Source organism: Cupriavidus sp. YAF13 (genome assembly GCF_052113425.1).
Lineage (GTDB): Bacteria > Pseudomonadota > Gammaproteobacteria > Burkholderiales > Burkholderiaceae > Cupriavidus.
This window is the reverse complement of sequence record NZ_JBFRDD010000004.1, coordinates 94911-112751: the sequence shown is the minus strand read 5'-3', so window position 1 is coordinate 112751 and position 17841 is coordinate 94911. Positions and strand designations below refer to the sequence as shown.

Annotated in this window: 16 protein-coding genes; 15 read left to right on the top strand and 1 reads right to left on the bottom strand. The window is 67.2% G+C overall.

The features are described from left to right. Positions 1–360: 360 nt before the first annotated feature. From AB4061_RS05525 to AB4061_RS05500, 6 genes are read left to right on the top strand one after another with little or no spacing between them, the layout of a single operon-like run. Positions 361–975 carry a phosphatase PAP2 family protein gene (locus AB4061_RS05525; RefSeq protein ID WP_441631667.1) on the top strand — a complete coding sequence of 205 codons (615 nt, stop codon included), beginning with the start codon at positions 361–363 and terminating at the stop codon, positions 973–975. Continuing rightward, complete coding sequence (locus AB4061_RS05520) at positions 972–1640, top strand: ABC transporter ATP-binding protein (RefSeq protein ID WP_441631665.1); 669 nt, start codon at positions 972–974, stop codon at positions 1638–1640. Before AB4061_RS05525 ends, AB4061_RS05520 begins: the two co-directional genes overlap by 4 nt. Next, positions 1637–2434 (top strand): ABC transporter permease, encoded by a 798-nt coding sequence (locus AB4061_RS05515; RefSeq protein WP_441631663.1) that lies wholly within the window; start codon positions 1637–1639, stop codon positions 2432–2434. The genes AB4061_RS05520 and AB4061_RS05515 overlap by 4 nt, the downstream gene beginning before the upstream one ends. A 41-nt stretch (positions 2435–2475) precedes the next feature. After that, positions 2476–3147, top strand: coding sequence for a response regulator (locus AB4061_RS05510; protein ID WP_183036434.1), 672 nt, complete (start codon positions 2476–2478; stop codon positions 3145–3147). Then, on the top strand, positions 3144–4463 hold the full coding sequence (locus tag AB4061_RS05505) for an ATP-binding protein (protein ID WP_441631660.1): 1320 nt from the start codon (positions 3144–3146) through the stop codon (positions 4461–4463). Before AB4061_RS05510 ends, AB4061_RS05505 begins: the two co-directional genes overlap by 4 nt. 51 nt (positions 4464–4514) lie before the next feature. Then, complete coding sequence (locus AB4061_RS05500; protein ID WP_441631658.1) at positions 4515–6245, top strand: glycosyltransferase family 39 protein; 1731 nt, start codon at positions 4515–4517, stop codon at positions 6243–6245. A 98-nt stretch (positions 6246–6343) separates the two neighbouring features. Here the strand turns inward: AB4061_RS05500 and AB4061_RS05495 are convergent, their stop codons facing one another. Further along, positions 6344–6838, bottom strand: coding sequence for a LuxR C-terminal-related transcriptional regulator (locus tag AB4061_RS05495; RefSeq protein ID WP_441631656.1), 495 nt, complete (start codon positions 6836–6838; stop codon positions 6344–6346). A gap of 382 nt (positions 6839–7220) precedes the next feature. On the opposite strand from AB4061_RS05495, the gene AB4061_RS05490 reads away from it, so the two are divergent. The 9 genes from AB4061_RS05490 to AB4061_RS05450 all read left to right on the top strand — a co-directional run bounded on the left by AB4061_RS05490 (position 7221) and on the right by AB4061_RS05450 (position 17747). Beyond that, complete coding sequence (locus tag AB4061_RS05490; RefSeq protein WP_441631654.1) at positions 7221–9392, top strand: TonB-dependent receptor; 2172 nt, start codon at positions 7221–7223, stop codon at positions 9390–9392. Between the two features lie 88 nt (positions 9393–9480). After that, complete coding sequence (locus tag AB4061_RS05485; RefSeq protein WP_441631652.1) at positions 9481–10212, top strand: DUF4198 domain-containing protein; 732 nt, start codon at positions 9481–9483, stop codon at positions 10210–10212. 52 nt (positions 10213–10264) lie between these two features. Further along, the gene (locus tag AB4061_RS05480; RefSeq protein WP_441631650.1) at positions 10265–10387 is read left to right on the top strand and encodes a hypothetical protein; all 123 of its coding nucleotides are present in this window, start codon (positions 10265–10267) and stop codon (positions 10385–10387) included. A 127-nt stretch (positions 10388–10514) separates the two neighbouring features. Further along, positions 10515–10991 carry a bacterioferritin gene (bfr, locus tag AB4061_RS05475; protein ID WP_441631648.1) on the top strand — a complete coding sequence of 159 codons (477 nt, stop codon included), beginning with the start codon at positions 10515–10517 and terminating at the stop codon, positions 10989–10991. A 265-nt stretch (positions 10992–11256) separates the two neighbouring features. Next, complete coding sequence (locus AB4061_RS05470) at positions 11257–11769, top strand: sigma-70 family RNA polymerase sigma factor (RefSeq protein WP_441631646.1); 513 nt, start codon at positions 11257–11259, stop codon at positions 11767–11769. A gap of 4 nt (positions 11770–11773) precedes the next feature. Next, positions 11774–12760, top strand: coding sequence for a FecR domain-containing protein (locus AB4061_RS05465; RefSeq protein ID WP_441631644.1), 987 nt, complete (start codon positions 11774–11776; stop codon positions 12758–12760). A gap of 119 nt (positions 12761–12879) precedes the next feature. Next, positions 12880–15363 (top strand): TonB-dependent siderophore receptor, encoded by a 2484-nt coding sequence (locus tag AB4061_RS05460; RefSeq protein ID WP_441631642.1) that lies wholly within the window; start codon positions 12880–12882, stop codon positions 15361–15363. Positions 15364–15418: 55 nt separating this feature from the next. Continuing rightward, the gene (locus tag AB4061_RS05455; protein WP_441631831.1) at positions 15419–16171 is read left to right on the top strand and encodes a hypothetical protein; all 753 of its coding nucleotides are present in this window, start codon (positions 15419–15421) and stop codon (positions 16169–16171) included. A gap of 142 nt (positions 16172–16313) precedes the next feature. Beyond that, complete coding sequence (locus AB4061_RS05450) at positions 16314–17747, top strand: MFS transporter (RefSeq protein ID WP_441631640.1); 1434 nt, start codon at positions 16314–16316, stop codon at positions 17745–17747. Positions 17748–17841 lie beyond the last annotated feature (94 nt).

The following is a 17841-nucleotide window of genomic DNA, read 5'->3' as shown; positions in this document are numbered from 1 at the left end:
TGTCGATCTGCTGTTGCTGGTGCAACAGTGTGGAGAGAGGGGTGTCGCCACCGCAGCCGTCTTAGGCAAGCGCTTACAAGTCCCTCACGATAACGCAACGGCACTGGCCATCGAAGGACGATTTTCGTCTATGCATAGACGCGCGAACCCCCTTCCAGGCTGCTGACAAACCTGAAGCACCGGCAGAAGCCGCCGAACAGGCCAAAGCCACGCTGCGTTGCGCGACGCGCATGATTTGCCCGGGTCCACGACGTCGGCATGGAGCGCGGGCCGGGCACGGCCAGCCAGCCGGCCAGCCTTAAGCGTTCCTTAAGCCGCTGTGCACTATCCTTGCCGCATCGCCAGAATCCAACGTTCCCGATGTCGACGCTCCTTGCCCTGAACCTCACGCTGTTCCAGCGCCTGAACGCCCCCGCAGGGCTGTCTGGCGCCGGCCTCTGGGTGGCCGCCTTCCTTGCCGAAGGGCTGATCGCGGCCGCGCCGCTGGTGCTGGCCGCGGGCTGGCTGCGCGCGCGGCCGGGCGAGCGCCAGATGGCGACGAGCGCACTGGCGGCCGTGGCGCTGGGCGGGCTCTGCTCGACCCTGTTCGGCCTGCTGCTGCCGATGCCGAGGCCCTTCATGGCGAGCATCGGGCATACCTACCTGGCGCATGCCGCCGACCCCTCCTTTCCGAGCGACCACGTCACGCTGCTGGCCACGCTGGCCTTCGTCCTGCTGCGCGCGCCTGGCAGGGCCCAGCGCCTGAGCGGGGCCGGCCTGCTGGTAGCCGCGGCGCTAACGGGCTGGGCCCGCGTCTTCCTCGGCGTACACTTTCCACTGGACATCGTCGGCGCATTTGCGATAGCGGCATGCTGCGCGGCCGTGGCTACGTCTGCCTTGACGCGCCCGCTGCTTGCCGCTGCCACGGTGCGCGCGGAGCAGCTTTACCGGCACCTGCTGGCCTACCCCATCGCACGCGGATGGCTCAACCCATGACATTGGCTGACACGATGCCACCCCTTGCCACCGTTGGCGCCCTGCCATCAACGCGCGGTGCCGATGCCAGCCTGGCAATCAGCGGCCTCGAAGGCGCTGGCCGCGGGCCGTTCAGCCTCACCGTCGCGCCCGGCAGTTGCGTGATCCTGTCCGGCGCGTCCGGCGCGGGCAAGAGCCTGCTGCTGCGCATGATTGCCGATCTCGATCCCAATCGCGGGCAAGTCCGGCTAGGCCAGTCCCCGCGCGAGAGCATGAGCGGACCGGCTTGGCGGCGCCAGGTCATGTACGTGGCGGCCGAATCCGGCTGGTGGGGCGACGACGTGCTCGAACATATGACGGACGTGCCGGCCTCCAAGGCGCTGCTGGCGCGGCTGCGCCTGCCCGCGGACATCCTGCAGGCGCCCGTTGGCCGCCTGTCCACCGGCGAGCGCCAGCGCCTCGCGCTGATCCGCGCGCTGGTGCGCCGCCCGCGCTTCCTGCTGCTGGATGAGCCGACCTCGGCGCTGGACGCCGAGACCACGCTGGCCGTCGAAGCGCTGCTGCACGACTGCAAGGCACAGGGGCTGGGGCTGCTGATCGTCTCGCACAATCCCGCGCAGGCGGCACGCCTGCAGGACCGCCACTATCGCCTCGGCGCCGCCGGGCTGGAAGCGGTGCCGGCATGAGCCCGATCCCGCTCACAGCCTATGACCTGGCGCTGGCCAGCCTGCTGGTGCTGGCCGGCGCGGGCGCCTCGCTGGCGATGTCGCTGGACGTGCACCGCAGCCTGCTCTGGGCCGCGGGCCGCATGGTGGTGCAACTGCTGCTGGTCGGCCTGGTGCTGCGCACGGTGTTTGGCTTGTCGTCGCCGCTGGTGACCGCGTTGACGGTAGCCGCCATGATCGCAGCCGCCGCCCGCGAGGTGGGCAGCCGGCAGGAGCGCCGCCTGGCGGGGCCCTGGCACGCGCTGATCGGCGCCGCCGCCGTGAGCCTGCCGACGCTGCTGGTGACCGTGCTGGCGCTGACCACGGCCTTGCGCCCAACGCCCTGGTACGACGCCCGCCACGCGATCCCGCTGGCCGGCATCATCCTGGGCAACGTGATGAACGCCGCGAGCCTGGCCCTCAACGGCGCCTTTACCGCGGTCTGGCACCAGCGCGCCGCCATCGATGCGCGCCTGGCGCTTGGCGATGRCCGCCAGGCGGCCCTACGCGTGATCGTGCGCCAGGCGGTGCGCAGCGGCATGCTGCCCACCATGAACACCATGGCGGCGGCCGGCATCATCACCATGCCAGGCGTCATGACCGGCCAGATCCTGGCCGGGATGGACCCGATCGCCGCCGCCCGGTACCAGATCCTGCTGATGTTCCTGCTCGCCGGCGGCAGCATGCTGGGCGTGATCCTGGCCGCCACGCTGGCGGTCCGGCGCCTGACCGACCACCGCCACCGCTTGCGCCTGGACCGGCTGCAACGCCGTTGACCCCAGGGCACTCACTCATCACCAACCAAGGAACCCATGCCATGCGCCTGCTGCTGGTGGAAGACGACCCGATGATCGGCGAAAGCGTAGAGGAAGGCCTGCGGGCCGAAGGCTACGCGGTCGACTGGGTCAGGGATGGCCGCCTCGCCGATGCCGCGCTGGCCGCCAATGCACCCGGCACCTACGACGCCGTGCTGCTCGACCTTGGCCTGCCCGGCCGCTCCGGTGAGGCGGTGCTGCGGCAACTGCGCGCCCGCGGGCTGGCGCTGCCGGTGCTGATCCTGACCGCGCGCGACGCCACCGCTGACCGCGTGCGCGGCCTGGATGCCGGCGCCGACGATTACCTGGTCAAGCCGTTCGACCTCGATGAGCTGTTCGCGCGCATCCGGGCTTTGCTGCGCCGTAGTGCCGGGCGCGTCAGCACCGAGCTGGCGCATGGCCCGGTGCGCCTGGACCCCGCCACGCGCGAGGTGCGCTGCGCCGGCGAGATCGTAGCGCTGTCGATGCGCGAGTTCATGGTGCTGCAGGCCTTGATGGAGCAGCCGGGCCACGTTGTGACCCACGAGCGCCTGCGCGAGGCGGTCTACAACATGAACGAGGAAATCAGCAGCAATACCGTGGAAGTCCATATCCATGCGCTGCGCAAGAAGCTCGGCGCCGACTTTATCCGCAATGTGCGCGGTGTCGGCTACAAGCTGGGCGGCCCGGCATGAGAACGATACGCGCCCAGTTGCTGGCCGGCCTGCTCGGGGCCATGCTCGCCTGCGCCCTGGTGGCGGGCGCGGCCGCCTATTTCAAAGTGCGCCGCGAAGCCAACGAGGTCTTTGATGCGCAACTGCAGCAAGCCGCACGCATGCTGCCGGCACATCTGGAGCGCGACGCCACGCCGCCGCTTGGCGGCAGCGAACTTGACGAGGAGATCGTGGTGCAGGCCTGGGATGTGCAGGGCCGCCAGATCTACGCCTCGCACCCGGTCACGCTGCCGCGCGCGGACCTGCCGGGCTTTCATGACCTGAAGGCGCTCGGCAGCGAATGGCGCATCTACGGTGTGCTCGCCGGGGATCGCTATGTGCAGGCCGCGCAATCGGTCGTGTTCCGCCGCAAGCTGGCGGCCTCGTTGTCGCTTGGCGCGCTGCTGCCCATCCTGGCGCTGGTGCCAGCGCTTGGCTTGCTGATCCACCTGGTGGTCAGGCGCTCGCTGCGCCCGGTCGAGGAGATCGCGCGCGCGGTCGGCAGCCGCTCGGCAGACGCCCTGGCGCCACTGGACGCGCACGGCTGGCCGCCGGAACTGGCGCCGGTGGTGGAAGCCCTCAATGCCCTGCTGGCCCGCCTGCAGCAATCCATGGACACCCAGCGCGCCTTTGTCGCCGACGCCGCGCACGAACTGCGCACGCCGCTCACCGCGCTCAAGCTGCAACTGCAGCTGGCCCTGCGCGCCGACAGCGAAGACAAGCAGAAACTGGCGCTCGCCAAGCTGGGCGAGCGCCTGGACCGCACCACCCACCTGGTAGCGCAGTTGCTGACGCTGGCACGCAGCGAGGACGGCGCCCCTGCCACCCAGGCCCAGCTCGCCGACGTGCGCTTGCGCGACGTGGCGGTGCAGGTGGTGCGCGAGCTGCTGCCCATGGCCGAAGCCAAGGATGTGGACCTCGGCCTGGATGCGAGCGCGCCCGAATGCCAGGTGCGTGGCGCGGGCGGCGATCTCTTCATCCTGCTGCGCAACCTTGCCGACAACGCGATCCGCTACACCAGTCCGGGCGGCCGGGTCGACCTGCGCATCGAATGGCGCAACGGCGCGCCCATGCTGGGCGTGAGCGACACCGGCCCGGGCATCGCGCCGGCCGAGCGCGACAATGTGTTCCGCCGCTTTCATCGCGGCGACGCCAGCGACGCGCATGGCAGCGGGCTCGGCCTGGCGATCGTGCAGAGCATTGCCGCGCGCCATGGCGCCACGGTGTTGCTGGAGGACGGCCCAGCGGGCCGCGGGCTCACGGTGGCCGTGGTATTCCCGGCGCAAAATGGTGCGTGAAAGGCAACGCCGGTCGTGCACGGCAAGACTTCATTCTTCTCCGGAGCCCCGATGCATCCCCAACCCGACTCTCGCTCCCCTGCGTTCTTCGCCCGGCAGGTGGCCGGCCTGCCCATCGCCCTGTGGCTGCTTGCCGGCCTGCTGATCCTGCTGCTGTGGTTCGGCACGCTTGACTTTCGCCACTTGCTCAGCTCCGATGAAGGGCGCTACGCCGAGATCTCGCGCGAGATGTTTGCCAGCGGGGACTGGGTAACGATCCGCTACAACGCGCTCAAGTACTTCGAGAAGCCGCCTTTCCATATGTGGGTGACGGCGCTGTCGTATACGTTGTTCGGCGTGGGCGACTGGCAGGCGCGGCTGTGCGTGGCGCTGTCCGGCATGGTTGGCCTCATCGCGTCGATGTTTGCGGCAACGCGCTGGTACGGCATTCGCGCTGGCCTGCTGACCGGCCTGGTGCTGGTGGCCGCGCCGATGTGGAGCGTGGCCTCGCACTTCAACTCGCTGGACATGACGCTGTCGGGCGCCATGGCCTGCGTGCTGGCCTTCATGCTGGTGGCACAGCATCCCGACGCAACGCCTGCGGCCCGCCGCTACTGGATGTGGGCCTGCTGGGTGGCCATGGGCGTGGCGATCCTGAGCAAGGGGCTGGTAGGCATTGCCCTGCCCGGGCTGGTGCTGGTGATTTACACCCTGATCTCGCGCGACTTCGGCCTGTGGCGGCGGCTGCACCTGATCACCGGCATCGTGCTGATGCTGATCGTCACGGTGCCCTGGTTCTGGCTGGTGTCGGCGCGCAACCCAGAATTCCCGAATTTCTTCTTTATCCACGAGCACTGGCAGCGCTACACCTCGACGGTACACTCGCGCAAGGGTCCGCTGTGGTACTTCGTGCCGTTGCTGGTGGCGGGCTTCATCCCCTGGCTGGGACTGGCGCCGCGCATGTGGGAGGTGGTCCGCGACGATGGCGCCGCGGCGCGCGCTGCGCCGATGCGGCGCCTCCGGCCGGCGCTGTTGCTGGCCGTGTGGGCCATCGCCATCTTTGTCTTCTTCAGCCTGTCCGGCTCCAAGCTGCCCGGCTATATCGTGCCGGTCTTCCCGGCGCTCGGCATGCTGGCAGCCAAGGCGCTGGAGCGCATCGGCGAGCGCGGCTGGCACCAGCAGCTCAACGCCATGCTGGTGATCATGGCGATCGGGTTGCTGGCCAGCCCGGTGGTGGCCACGCTGCATTCCAACCACACCGCGACCGCCGACTACCGCCGCTACGCGGTCTGGATAGCCACCGCGTTTGTCGTGATGCTGGCGGGCACGTGGCTGGCGCGCCGGCTGCTGCGCACCCACGGGCTGATGCCAAGCATCGTGGTCTACACGCTAGCGCTGTTCACCGGCTTTACCACCGCGCTGCTCGGGCACGAATCGATCGGCGGCCCGGCCTCGGGCGCCAGCCTGGTGCCGGCCATCCGGGCGGTGCTCAAGGATGACATGCCGATCTACGGCGTGCGCACGCTGGACCACACCCTGCCGTACTATCTGCGCCACACCACGGTGATGGTGGAACACCCCGACGAGCTGGAGTTCGGCACCCAGCAGGAGCCGCAGAAATGGCTGCCCACACTCGACAGCTTTATCGCGCGCTGGCACGAGGGGCCGCCGGCGCTGGCGATCATGTCCGCCGATACCTACCGCGAGCTGACCACGCGCCAGGTGCCCATGCACCTGGTTGCGCAGGACCAGCGGCGCATCGTGGTGGCCAATTTTCCGGTGCCGCCTTCGCCTGGCCGCTGAACGCCGCGAACGGTCGATGCGCAGCCCGGCATCCTGCCGGTCAGCATGACCCGCGCAGCGGATAGTGCCATCGGCATCGGCATCGGCGCTCACCGCGCTCAGGCCGGCGCCATCAGGTCTTCGAGGAAATACGCGGAGAGCTGATGGCGCCCTTCCAGTTGCGCCTTGGCGTAGACATTGGCGGCATGCTGGCGAACCGTCTTGGCGCGGCTCTCGCGCAGCGCCGCGATCTCTTCCAGCGACAGCCCCTTGACCAGCAGCAGCGCCACATCCTTTTCCGCCGGGGTCAGCTTCCAGGCCTCGAACTGATCCTGCATCAGCTGCAGGAAATGGCGCGTCGAAACGCGGGCAGCGTCGCCACGTTCGGCCATCGCGCGCTCGCGCGCGTGCGCCGCGTTGCGCAACTCCGCCAGGTCACGCGCGGCGCGCTCCCGTTCGCGCACAAACAGATAGAGGATCCACACGAAGACCAGCGTGGCGATGGCTTCTGTCACCAGGTGGTAATTGACGCCGCCGGTGAGGTGGATCTGACTCAGGTCCCAGGCCTGGTAGGCCGGGAAGAAGGCGAGCAAAAGTAATAGCTTGGGCGACATGGGTGATGGATTCCAGGCATGCGGACAACGAAGACCCGCCTGCGCTGACGACACGAAAAACGAAATGTAACTGATTCTCGTTACCAAGAAAAGCGCAACGTGCGGCGCCGCCTCGGCCTGGCAGGAAAAGTTATCTATCCGCTACCTATCGGTACCGGGGCATATGTCCCGCAGCCCTTGCGCAACGCCCGCAAGGCTAATGCTCACGCGGCAAACCGCCTGTGGACGCAGGGCAGATGTCCCACCCGCGTGAACTTCCATTGAATACAAGAATGATTCGCATTAACCTCCGCTGTCTTCTGCTCCGATGGCATTGCCAGCCCTCTGCGAGCGGGTTCTTCACGCTCTGCATCCAGCCAACTTTTCCGCGAGTTTCTCTTTCATGTCACGTGCTTCCCGTCCCGGCTTCGTCCCACGCCCACACGCCATTGCGGCCTTGGCTTCCGCGCTGATCGCCGGCCTGCCGCTGGCAGCGCGGGCACAGGGCGCCCAGGCTTCGCAGGCCGAACAGACCCTGCCCCAGGTCACTACCTCCGCCGGCAAGGTGGCGCCCGGCAGCCTGCGCGACACGGTGACGACCGGCACCAAGACGGACACCCCCTTGCGCGACATCCCGGCCGCCATCACCGTCATTCCCGACAGCGTGCTGCGCGAGCAAGGCGCGGTGGACATGAACTACGCGCTGCAGAACTCCGCCGGTGTGCAGCCTCTGCTGGCTGGCGGCTACGGCTTCGCCAACAACTACACCATCCGTGGCCTGGGCATGCGCTTCCTGCGCGACGGCTACCTCGACGGTCCCACCCAGAACGGCTACTACCGCACCATGTACGACGTGGACCGGATCGAGGTGCTCAAGGGCCCAGGCTCGGCGTTGTACGGCTCCGGCCAGCCCGGCGGCACCGTCAACGTCGTCACCAAGGCGCCGCTCGCCAAGTTCGGCGCGGAGATCGGTGCGTTCGGCGGCAGCTTCGGCACCTGGGGCACGTACGTGGACGTGGGCGGGCCGGTCAGCTCGCAACTCGCCACCCGGCTGATCGCCGACGTGGAAAGGAGCGACGGCTACCGCGGACTGTCGCGCGACATCAAGGAGGTCTCGCCCTCGCTGAGCTGGGCGTATGACAACAACAAGACGCTGACGCTGGATTACGACCACCGCGATATCCGCGTCAAGCCGGACAACTACGGCATCGTGTTCAATGCCCAGGGCAACATCGCCTCGGCCCCGCGCGACTCGCGCTACTACAGCCCGTTCAACGACTCCCGGCAGACCATCGACCGGGTCACGCTGAGCCACGACTGGCACATCGACCCCGCGCTCAGCATGCGCACCGCCTTTATCTACGACGAGCGCGGCCTGAACATGACGCGCAATGCCGGCGGCAACGGCGGCAATGCCGCCAACCAGATGACCGGGCGCGCGGTGCGCACCCAGGTGGACGACAGCCAGTTCGCGCTGGTGCAAAACGAACTGGTCTGGAAGACCCGCACCGGCCCGGTCGATCACACCGTGCTGTTCGGCCTGGAATACTCCGATACGCGCATCGACACGGTCCGCACGGGCTACAACCTGCCCAATATCCTCAATATCAACGCGCCGGTGGTGCCGGAGACCACCCTCAACGGCCTCGCGCCGGTGCCGGCGCAGGGCTTCAACCGCAAGCTCAAGCAAGAGGACTTTGGCGTCTACCTGCAAGACCAGCTGGCGCTTGGCGAGCAGTTCAAGCTGCGTGCGGCGGTGCGGACCGACCGCGTGAAGTTCAGCGACGTGGGCTTGCAGGGCATCGCCTTCCGCTCCATCGGCGACACCCAGAACCTGACTTCCGGCTCCCTCGGCGCCATCTGGCAGCCCCGTCAATCGCTGTCCTTCTATGCCGGGGTTTCGACCAGCAAGTTCATCAACGTCTCCACCGAGCCTGCGGCCCTGAGCCCGCAGCCGGAGAGCGCGTTGCAAAAGGAGATCGGCGTCAAGGCGGACTTCCTGGACGGACGCCTGCAGACCAACGTCGCGCTGTTCGAGACCGAGCGCAAGAACTACTACATCACGCTGCCCGGCGCGCTCAACCCAACCCCCGACGGACGCGACCGCTCGCGCGGGCTGGAGCTGGAAGTCACCGCGCGGCCCGTGGCCGGCTGGTCGGTGCTGGCGAACTTTGTGGTGCAGAACGTCAAGGTCGAATCCAATGCCCTGGCCTCGAACGCGCAGATGGGCGTCGCCAACCGCAGCATCGCCGGCACGCGCCCGAGCGGCGTGGCGCGCACCGGCGGACGCCTGTGGACCACCTACGACTTCCAGCAAATGGCGCTGCACGGCTGGGGGGTCGGCCTCGGCCTGACCTATAAAGGCGACAGCTACGCCGACAGCCTGAACCTGTACCGCGTGCCGGCCTACGTGGTGCTCGATGCCGCGGTCTACTATCGCCAGAAGACCTGGGACGTGACGCTCAACCTGCGCAACCTGACCGACAAGACCTATTACATCTCGCCGACCTTCTCCGGCGCGCTCCCGGGCGACACGCGCAGCGCGATGCTGACCGCACGCTATCGTTTCCAGTAAGGACATGATGATGATGACCACCTTGGCCCATAGCACTCATAGCACTCATGGCACCCATAGTGTCCGTAGCGCCCGCCGCCGTCCGGGCGTGATCGCGCGCATCGCCCTGACGCTTGCCGGCATTTCCCTGGCGGCGCCGGCAGGCGCGCATTACCTGTGGCTGGAGCCCGGCAAGCCCCTCGCGCACCTCTATTTCGGCGAGTTCGAGGAAGGCTTGCGCGAGCGCTCGCCGGGGCGCCTGGACGAAATGCCCGCGCCGCAAATCAGCGCCCCGGACGGCACCGGCAAGACCGTCGCGCTCGATGCCACCCGTGGCCCGCAAGGCTTCAGCTTTGCCATGCCGGCCCAGCGTGGTGCCGTCGTGGCCAGCGAGGGCCGGTACGCCGTAAAGGACTGGACGCATGCGGGGATCGGCGTGGTCAAGCCAATGTTCTACGCCCGCCTGCTGGGCGAGGCCAAGGCAGGCATGCCCGCGGTGCCACCCGACACGATCCAGGCGCTCGATATCCTGCCGACGGGCAAGGCCGGGGAGTTCCGCGTGGTGTTTCAGGGCGCACCGCTTCCCGCGACCGACGTGCGGATCATCGCGCCAAATGCCTGGACCCGCGAAGTGGCGACCGACAGCCAGGGCCTGGTCCGCTTCAAGTTCCCGTGGCGGGGCCAGTACATCCTGCACGTCATCCACCTGGAGCGCACGGCAGGCACGTTCGACGGGACGCCCTACGCAGCCATCCGCCATCGCGCCACGGCCACCTTGACGACCTCCGGCGGCGCCCGCACCGAAACCCCGACGAACTGGCGCGCCTCCCCAACGCACTGATGCGCCTTCGGCAAGGTGCAGCAAGGTCGCGCGTGAAGATGCTGCCCGCACAATGCTGAAGATCGCCCGGCGCGCCGGCACCACCCTCGCCCCCGGCGGCATGGCGCGCGCCGCCATGCAAGGATTCATCTGGGGAGACGCTGGCAAAGCCGCCGTGGGGCGCCAACCACAATGAAAATCAGAGCAATTAGCATTTGCAATATTAAAAAATCGATTCAATTAATACCTTGCCTTCCAGGACACTGAAATTAATATATTGATTGAATTATCCAGTTTTTAATCAGCTACTGGGAATCAATATCATGAAAGTCGACAAGAAGGTTCTTCAACTTCTCAATGGCCAGCTGAAGCATGAATTAACTGCAATCAACCAGTACTTTTTGCACGCGCGCATGTACAAGCACTGGGGCCTGAGCGCGCTTGGCAAGCACGAGTATGAAGAGTCGATTGAAGAGATGAAGCACGCGGACAAGCTCGTTGAGCGCATCCTCATGCTCGATGGGCTTCCGAACCTCCAGGACCTCGACAAGCTGCTGCTTGGAGAAAATACCGAAGAGATGCTGGCCTGCGACCTGAAACTTGAACTTGTTTCACAAGCCAGTTGTAAAGAAGCCATCAAGTACTTTGAATCCGTCAGCGATTACGTGTCGCGGGAAATCATTGTCGGGATTCTGGACGACACGGAAGAGCACATCGACTGGCTCCAGACGCAGTTGGCGCTTGTCGCGAAGGTTGGCCTGCAAAACTACCTGCAGTCCGCCATGGGTGCTCCCGGCTGATACCGTCTGATACCGGCTGATCCAGACTGATACCGGCTGATCCCGGTTCAGTGGGATCGACTGGGCGCCGCCCGGCGCCCGGCCATGCGCTGGTGCGCCCTCGCGCACCCAGGCCACTCACACAGCACATCTGCCCGGCTCGCGCCTCCCCCTCACCAGCGGCCATGATGGCCATTGCCACGGGCATCCCCGCTTTGTTATACTGAGAATCGTTCTCATTTATTTTGTCCGGTGCCGCGCACCCCCTCCCGAGTAGACAGTGCCCATGCCGGCCGCCGATTCTCCGCGTCAGCGCGACTTGCTCACGCTTTACAGTGACCACCACCGCTGGCTGTGCGGCTGGCTGCGCAAGAAGCTCGGCTGCACGCATCGCGCCGCGGATCTGGCCCACGACACCTTCCTGCGCCTGCTTGCCCGCGAAGAAGCCATCGCGATCCAGGAGCCGCGCGCGTTTCTGACCACCGTTGCCCAGCGGGTGCTGGCCAATCACTGGCGGCGCGAGCAAATCGAACGCGCCTACCTCGAAGCGCTGGCGCAGTTGCCGCAACCGCTGGCACCCTCGCCCGAGGACCGCGCCATCCTGCTGGAAACCTTGTTTGAAATCGACCGCTTGCTGGCCGGCCTCCCCACGCCGGTCAAGCGGGCGTTCCTGCTCTCGCAGCTTGACGGCCTTGGCCAGGCCGAGATCGCCACGCAGCTTGGCATCTCCGTGACTACCGTGAAGCGCTACCTCGTCCGTGCCGGCACGCAGTGCTATTTCGCGCTGCCGGTGGCTTGACATCATGCCGCTAAACACACCCACGGGGATTCCCCCTGAGGTCGCCACGCGCGCGGTCGAATGGCTGCTCGCGCTGCAAGCCGAGGATGCCACCGACGCCACGACGCTTGCCTGGCAGCAGTGGCTGAAAGCCCACCCCGATCACGCCCGCGCCTGGCAACGCATCGAAGCGGTCAATGGCAGGCTGCGCGCGCTCTCGTCGCCGCAGGCCTCGGCCGTGGCCCACGCCACGCTGGCGCCGCCCCGCTCACCCCGGCGCCGCGAGGCCGTCAAGACGCTGGCGCTGCTGGTGTTTGCCGGCGGCGGCGCGTGGATGGTGCAAGAGCGCACACCGTGGCGGGAATGGGTGGCGGATGAGCGCACGCGCGTGGGCGAGCGGCGCACCGTCGCGCTGGCAGATGGTACCGTGGTCTCGCTGAATACCGATAGCGCATTCAACGTACGTTTTTCACATGCCGAGCGCCGTGTGCGGCTGCTTGCCGGCGAAATCATGGTGGCTACCGGCAAGGACGGCGGCGCGGGGGCGCGTCCCTTCATCCTCGAGACCGCGCACGGAGAACTGCAACCGCTCGGCACACGTTTCACGGTGCGGTTGCAGCCCGACGCCAGCCGCGTCGCCGTTTTCGAAGGCGCCGTGGCCATCCGCCCGCGCGACGGGCATGGCCTGGCACGCACGCTGCAAGCCGGCGAGCAGGCGCGTTTCACCGGCACGGCAATCGGCGAGCCCGCGCAGGCCAACGACGCCGATACCGCCTGGGTCGACAACATGCTCGTGGCCAGCGGCATGCGCCTGGACCGGTTCCTGGCCGAACTCGGCCGGCATCGTCCGGGGCTGCTGCACTGCGATCCGGCGATCGCCGGCCTGCGCGTTTCCGGCACGTACCCGCTGGCGGATACCGACCGCGTCCTCGATATGCTGCGTACCACGCTGCCGGTGGAAATCCGCTTCATGACACGCTACTGGGCAACCGTGCGGCCTGCGCGATCTTAGCTTCAGGCATCCGTTCCTTTCCCCGAAGAAATCTTTGCCGGAGGTGGTCTGTTCTTGATTCTCGCGTGACATAGGAGGTAAGCGCACCACATCTTCCATCCTCCACCGAGCCATCGAATATGGAACCTCATCAAAACGCCGGCGTCTTCGGCCGCCTCAAGCGGCAGACGCTAGCGTCCGCCATCGGGCACGCCGCGCTCGCCATGGGCCTCACCACGGCCAGCCTGCTTCCCGGCATGGCGTGGGCGGCGGACGCACCTGGGGCGCCAGCCGCTGCCAGGGCTTACGACATCCCCGCCGGCCCGCTGGAGGGCGCGCTCAACCGCCTGGGACGCGAAGCCGGCATCTTGCTTGCCTTCCCCACGGAAACCACCGCCGGCCTGCAAAGCAAGGGCTTGCACGGCCGCTATAACGTGCCGGATGCGCTGGCCCAACTGCTGCAAGGCACCGGCCTGGCCGCCGTGGCGCAGGCCAATGGCGGCTATGCGCTGGTCAGGCGCATCGAGCCCTCGGCAACGGCACCTGCCGCGAGCGGCCATGAGGCCGCCCTGCCGCCGGTCACCGTGCGCGCCGATGCTGCCCGTGAAGACAGCTACCGCCCTGCGCCCACGGCATCCGTGATGCGCTCTGACACGCCGTTGCTCGACGCCCCGCAGGTAGTGAACGTGGTGCCGGCGCAGGCGCTTCGCGATCAGCGCCCCCGCAACCTGGACGACGCGCTCGGCAACGTCAGCGGCATCACCCAAGGCAATACGCTGGCCGGCACGCAGGACACCATCATGAAGCGTGGCTTTGGCGGCAATCGCGACGGCTCGGTGATGCACAACGGCATGCCGCTGATTCAGGGCCGCGGGCTCAACGCGGCGGCCGACAGCGTGGAGGTGCTCAAGGGCCCGTCTTCGCTGCTGTACGGCATCATGGATCCGGGCGGCGTGATCAATATCGTCAGCAAGCGGCCCATGCTGCAGCAATACAACGCCATCTCCGTGCTCGGCTCCACTTATGGCCACGGCAAGAACGGCGCGGGCGCCACGCTGGATTCCACCGGCCCCATCGGTACCTCGGGCCTGGCTTATCGGCTGGTGGTGGACCAGGTCAACGAGCAATACTGGCGCAACTTCGGCGAGCATCGCGAGACGCTGGTAGCGCCCTCGCTGGCCTGGTACGGCAAGGACACGCAGGTGGTCCTGTCCTACGAATACCGCAAGTTCCTGTATCCGTTCGATCGCGGCACGGCCATCGACCCGAAGACCAACGAGCCCCTTGCCATCCCCAGCCGGCGCCGGCTGGATGAGCCGTTCAACAGCATGGACGGGCAGTCCCACCTGGTGCAGCTGGCGGTCGACCACCAGTTCAATGCCGACTGGAAAGGACACTTCGGGTACAGCTACAACCGCGAGAGCTACGACGCCAACCAGTTGCGCGTGTTCGGGGTCAACGCCACCACCGGCGTGCTGTCGCGCAGCAACGACGCCACCCATGGCGCCTTGAGCACGGACAGCTACGGCATTGCCTATGTGGATGGCAACTTCACCGTGGCCGGGCTGCGCAACGACCTGCAGGTCGGTGTCGACAGCGAGTACCGCAGGATCTACCGCGCGGACCTGCTGCGCCAGAACACCACCCGCACCTTCAACTACCTGAACCCGGTCTACGGCCTGGAGTCGCCATCCAGCACGGTCTCGGCGAGCGACAGCGACCAGACGGACACGCTGCACGACACCTCGTTGTTCTTCCAGGACAGCCTGCACCTGAGCGAGAAATGGATCCTGGTGGGCGGCGCCCGCTTCCTGTCATACAGCCAGGTCGCCGGACGCGGCCGTCCGTTCAACGTCAACACCGACATCAACGGCAACAAATGGCTGCCGCGCGCCGGCCTGGTCTACAAATGGACCAAGGCCGTGTCGCTGTATGGCAGCTACACCCAGTCCCTCAAGCCAACCTCGACCATCGCGCCGCTCAGCTCCGGCGTGGTGATCGACTCGGGCGTGCTGCCGGAAGAGGCCCGATCGTGGGAACTGGGCACCAAGCTGGACCTTCCGGGCAGCATGACCGGCTCGCTGGCGTTCTTCAATATCGACAAGAAGAACGTGCTGGTGTCCCAGTACAACGACGTGACCCGGCTGACCGACTGGCGCACCTCCGGCCGCGCGCGSTCGCGCGGGATCGAGCTSGACGTGGCCGGMCAGATCGGCGAGCACTGGAACCTGATCGGCAGCTACGCCTATATCGACGCCAAGACCACCGAGGATCCCTTGTACGCGGGCAATCGCCTGTGGAATGTGGCGCAGCACACGGCGTCCCTGTCAGCCGTCTACGATTTCGGCCAGATCTTTGGCGGCGACAAGCTGCGCCTGGGCGCGGGCGCGCACTATGTTGGCAACCGCCCGGGCGATTCGGCCAACAGCTTCACGCTGCCGGCCTATACCGTGGCCGACGCTTTCGCCACCTACGAGACCAAGATCGGGCAGCGCAAGCTCAGGTTCCAGCTCAACGTGAAGAACCTCTTCAACCGCACCTACTACCCGTCCAGCGTCAACAAGTACTTCGTATCCGTGGGCGATGCGCGTCAGGTCACGCTCCTGTCCACCTTTGAATTCTGAGCCACCGATTACGATTACCCGATTACCCGATTACCCGATGAGCAAGACTGACACCATGCACCTCGACAACTACCGCCCCACTGCCTGCGCCAGCGTCATGGCCAGAGCGCTCCGCGCGGCGATCGCCGCCGTGCTGGTGGCCGCCTGCGGTGCCGGCATGTCCGCCCACGCCGCGCAGCCCAACGGGCAAGGCAAGAGGATCGCGTTGATCGTCCAGGCCGCAGGGCCCGACATGCCCGTCGACCAGAAGATCAAATCGCACCTGGAAGCACGCGGCTACGCGGTCAGCCTGATTGAGCAGGATCAATCGCCCGACGCAGCGCGCGACGCGGATCTCATCGTCATGTCGTCCACCATCTCAGCCAAGCGCGTCGCGGCCGGATGGCGCCAGTTGCCCAAGCCGCTACTGACCTGGGAGAACGACTTGCTGGACGACCTCGCCATGACCGGCAAGCGCCACGATGTGGACTTTGGCGAGGCGCCGAAGGAGCGCTATGTGTGGCTGGTCAATGCGCCGCACCCCATGGCAGCGGGCCTGCCGGCCGGAGCGATCAGCGTCTACAACCGCCAGGCCGGCATGAGCTGGGGCAAGCCCGGCCTGGGTGCCAGCATCATCGCCACGCTATATGGCCAGCCCGAGAAGGCCGCCATCTTCGCCTACGAAAAGGGCGCGACGATGGACTATGAATCGATCGCCCCGGCACGCCGCGTCATGTTCTTCCTAGACAACGACACGTTCAGCAACCTTGCGGCGCCGGGGCAGCAGCTCTTCGACGCGGCGGTGGATTGGGCCGCGGGCTTGCGGTAGGACGCCGACGCCGGCAAGGGGGGGCCTCCCGTTTGCCCGAATTTACAAAGCACATACTTGTGTAATTGAAGGCGGCACCTTATTATCCAAGAATTAATTTGGATAATAAGGCAATGACAGCCAGCCTGTCGCCCCTCTCTCAATGTCTCCTGACCAAGCCGCTACCGGCACCTGGCGCAACCTGCTGCGCGCAAAGAACGGGCTGCTCGCCCTGGCCCTGACCGGCGGCGTGGCGCTCCATGCCATCAACGTTCACATTGTCACCACCGTGCTGCCATCGGTGGTGCAGGACATCGGCGGGCTCGACTGGTACGCCTGGAACACCACCCTCTTCGTCGTGGCCTCCATCGTCGGCGCGGCATTGTCCGTGCGCCTGCTGGCCGCGCTGGGCCCGCGCGGCGCGTCCATCGCCGCGCTGGCGGTGTTCGCGCTGGGCTCCGCTGGCTGTGCCTTGGCGTCGTCCATGCCCTGGATGCTGGCCAGCCGCGGCGTGCAAGGCCTGGGCGGAGGCACGCTGGCGGCGCTGAGCTATGCGCTGATCCGCGTCGTGTTTGCCCCGCCGCTGTGGCCGCGCGCCGTGGCGCTGGTCTCGGGCATGTGGGGCGTCGCCACGTTGTGCGGGCCGGCTGTCGGCGGGCTGTTCGCGCAAGTCGGGCATTGGCGCTGGGCGTTCTGGGCGCTGCTGCCGGTGTCGCTGATGCAGGGTGTGCTGGTGGCCGGGCAGTTGCGGCCCAACGGCAAGCCGGCTGCGTCGGGCGCGGCGCCAAGCGTTCCTGCTGTGCAGATCGCGTTGCTGGCGGCTTCCGTGCTGGCGGTGGCCGCGGGCAGCCTGTCGGACGAGATGGCCTGGCAGGCCGCCGGCATGGTGGCAGGGCTGGTGCTGGGCGCCATGGCGGTGGCGTGGGACCGGCGCGCACCAGTGCGATTGCTGCCAACCGGTGGCACCAAGCCCGGCACGCCGCTGGGCGCGGTTTACGCCAGTGTGGCCTTGCTGCTGGTTGGCACCACCACCGAGGTCTTCGTGCCGTATTTCCTGCAAACCTTGCACGGCCACACGCCGCTGGCCGCGGGATACCTCACCGCGGCCATGGCGGGCGGCTGGAGCCTGGGCGCGCTGCTCTCCTCCGGCCAGGACGGCGAGCGCGCGGCGCGCCTGCTGCGCGTGGGGCCGGTGCTATGCGCGGCTAGCTTGCTCGCACTGGCGCTGGTCGTGCCTGCGGGCGCAAGCCTCGCGCCGGTGGTGCGCACGCTGCTGAGCGGCCTGGCACTGGCCGGCGCGGGGGCCGGCGTGGGCATCGGCTGGCCGCATCTGCTGACACATGTATTGACGCTGGCGCCGCGCGGCGAGGAAGGCATGGCCTCGGCCGCGATCACCACGGTCCAGCTCTACGGCATGGCGATCGGCGCGGCGGTCGCGGGGCTGGTCGCCAATGCAGCCGGGCTCATCACCCCCGGCGGCACGGCAGGCGCGCAGTCCGCCGCCGCCTGGCTGTTTGCCAGCTTTGCCCTGGCGCCCGCGCTGGCCGCACTGGCGGCGCGCCAAATCACCCACCGCGCTGCAGGGGCATCACGATGACTTTGCCTGCCCCTATCTGACGCTTTCAACGCATCCACGCCCCAGGTTCAGGCAGCGATTGCGGCATTGCCAGAGCGGCACTACGGTGAACTGC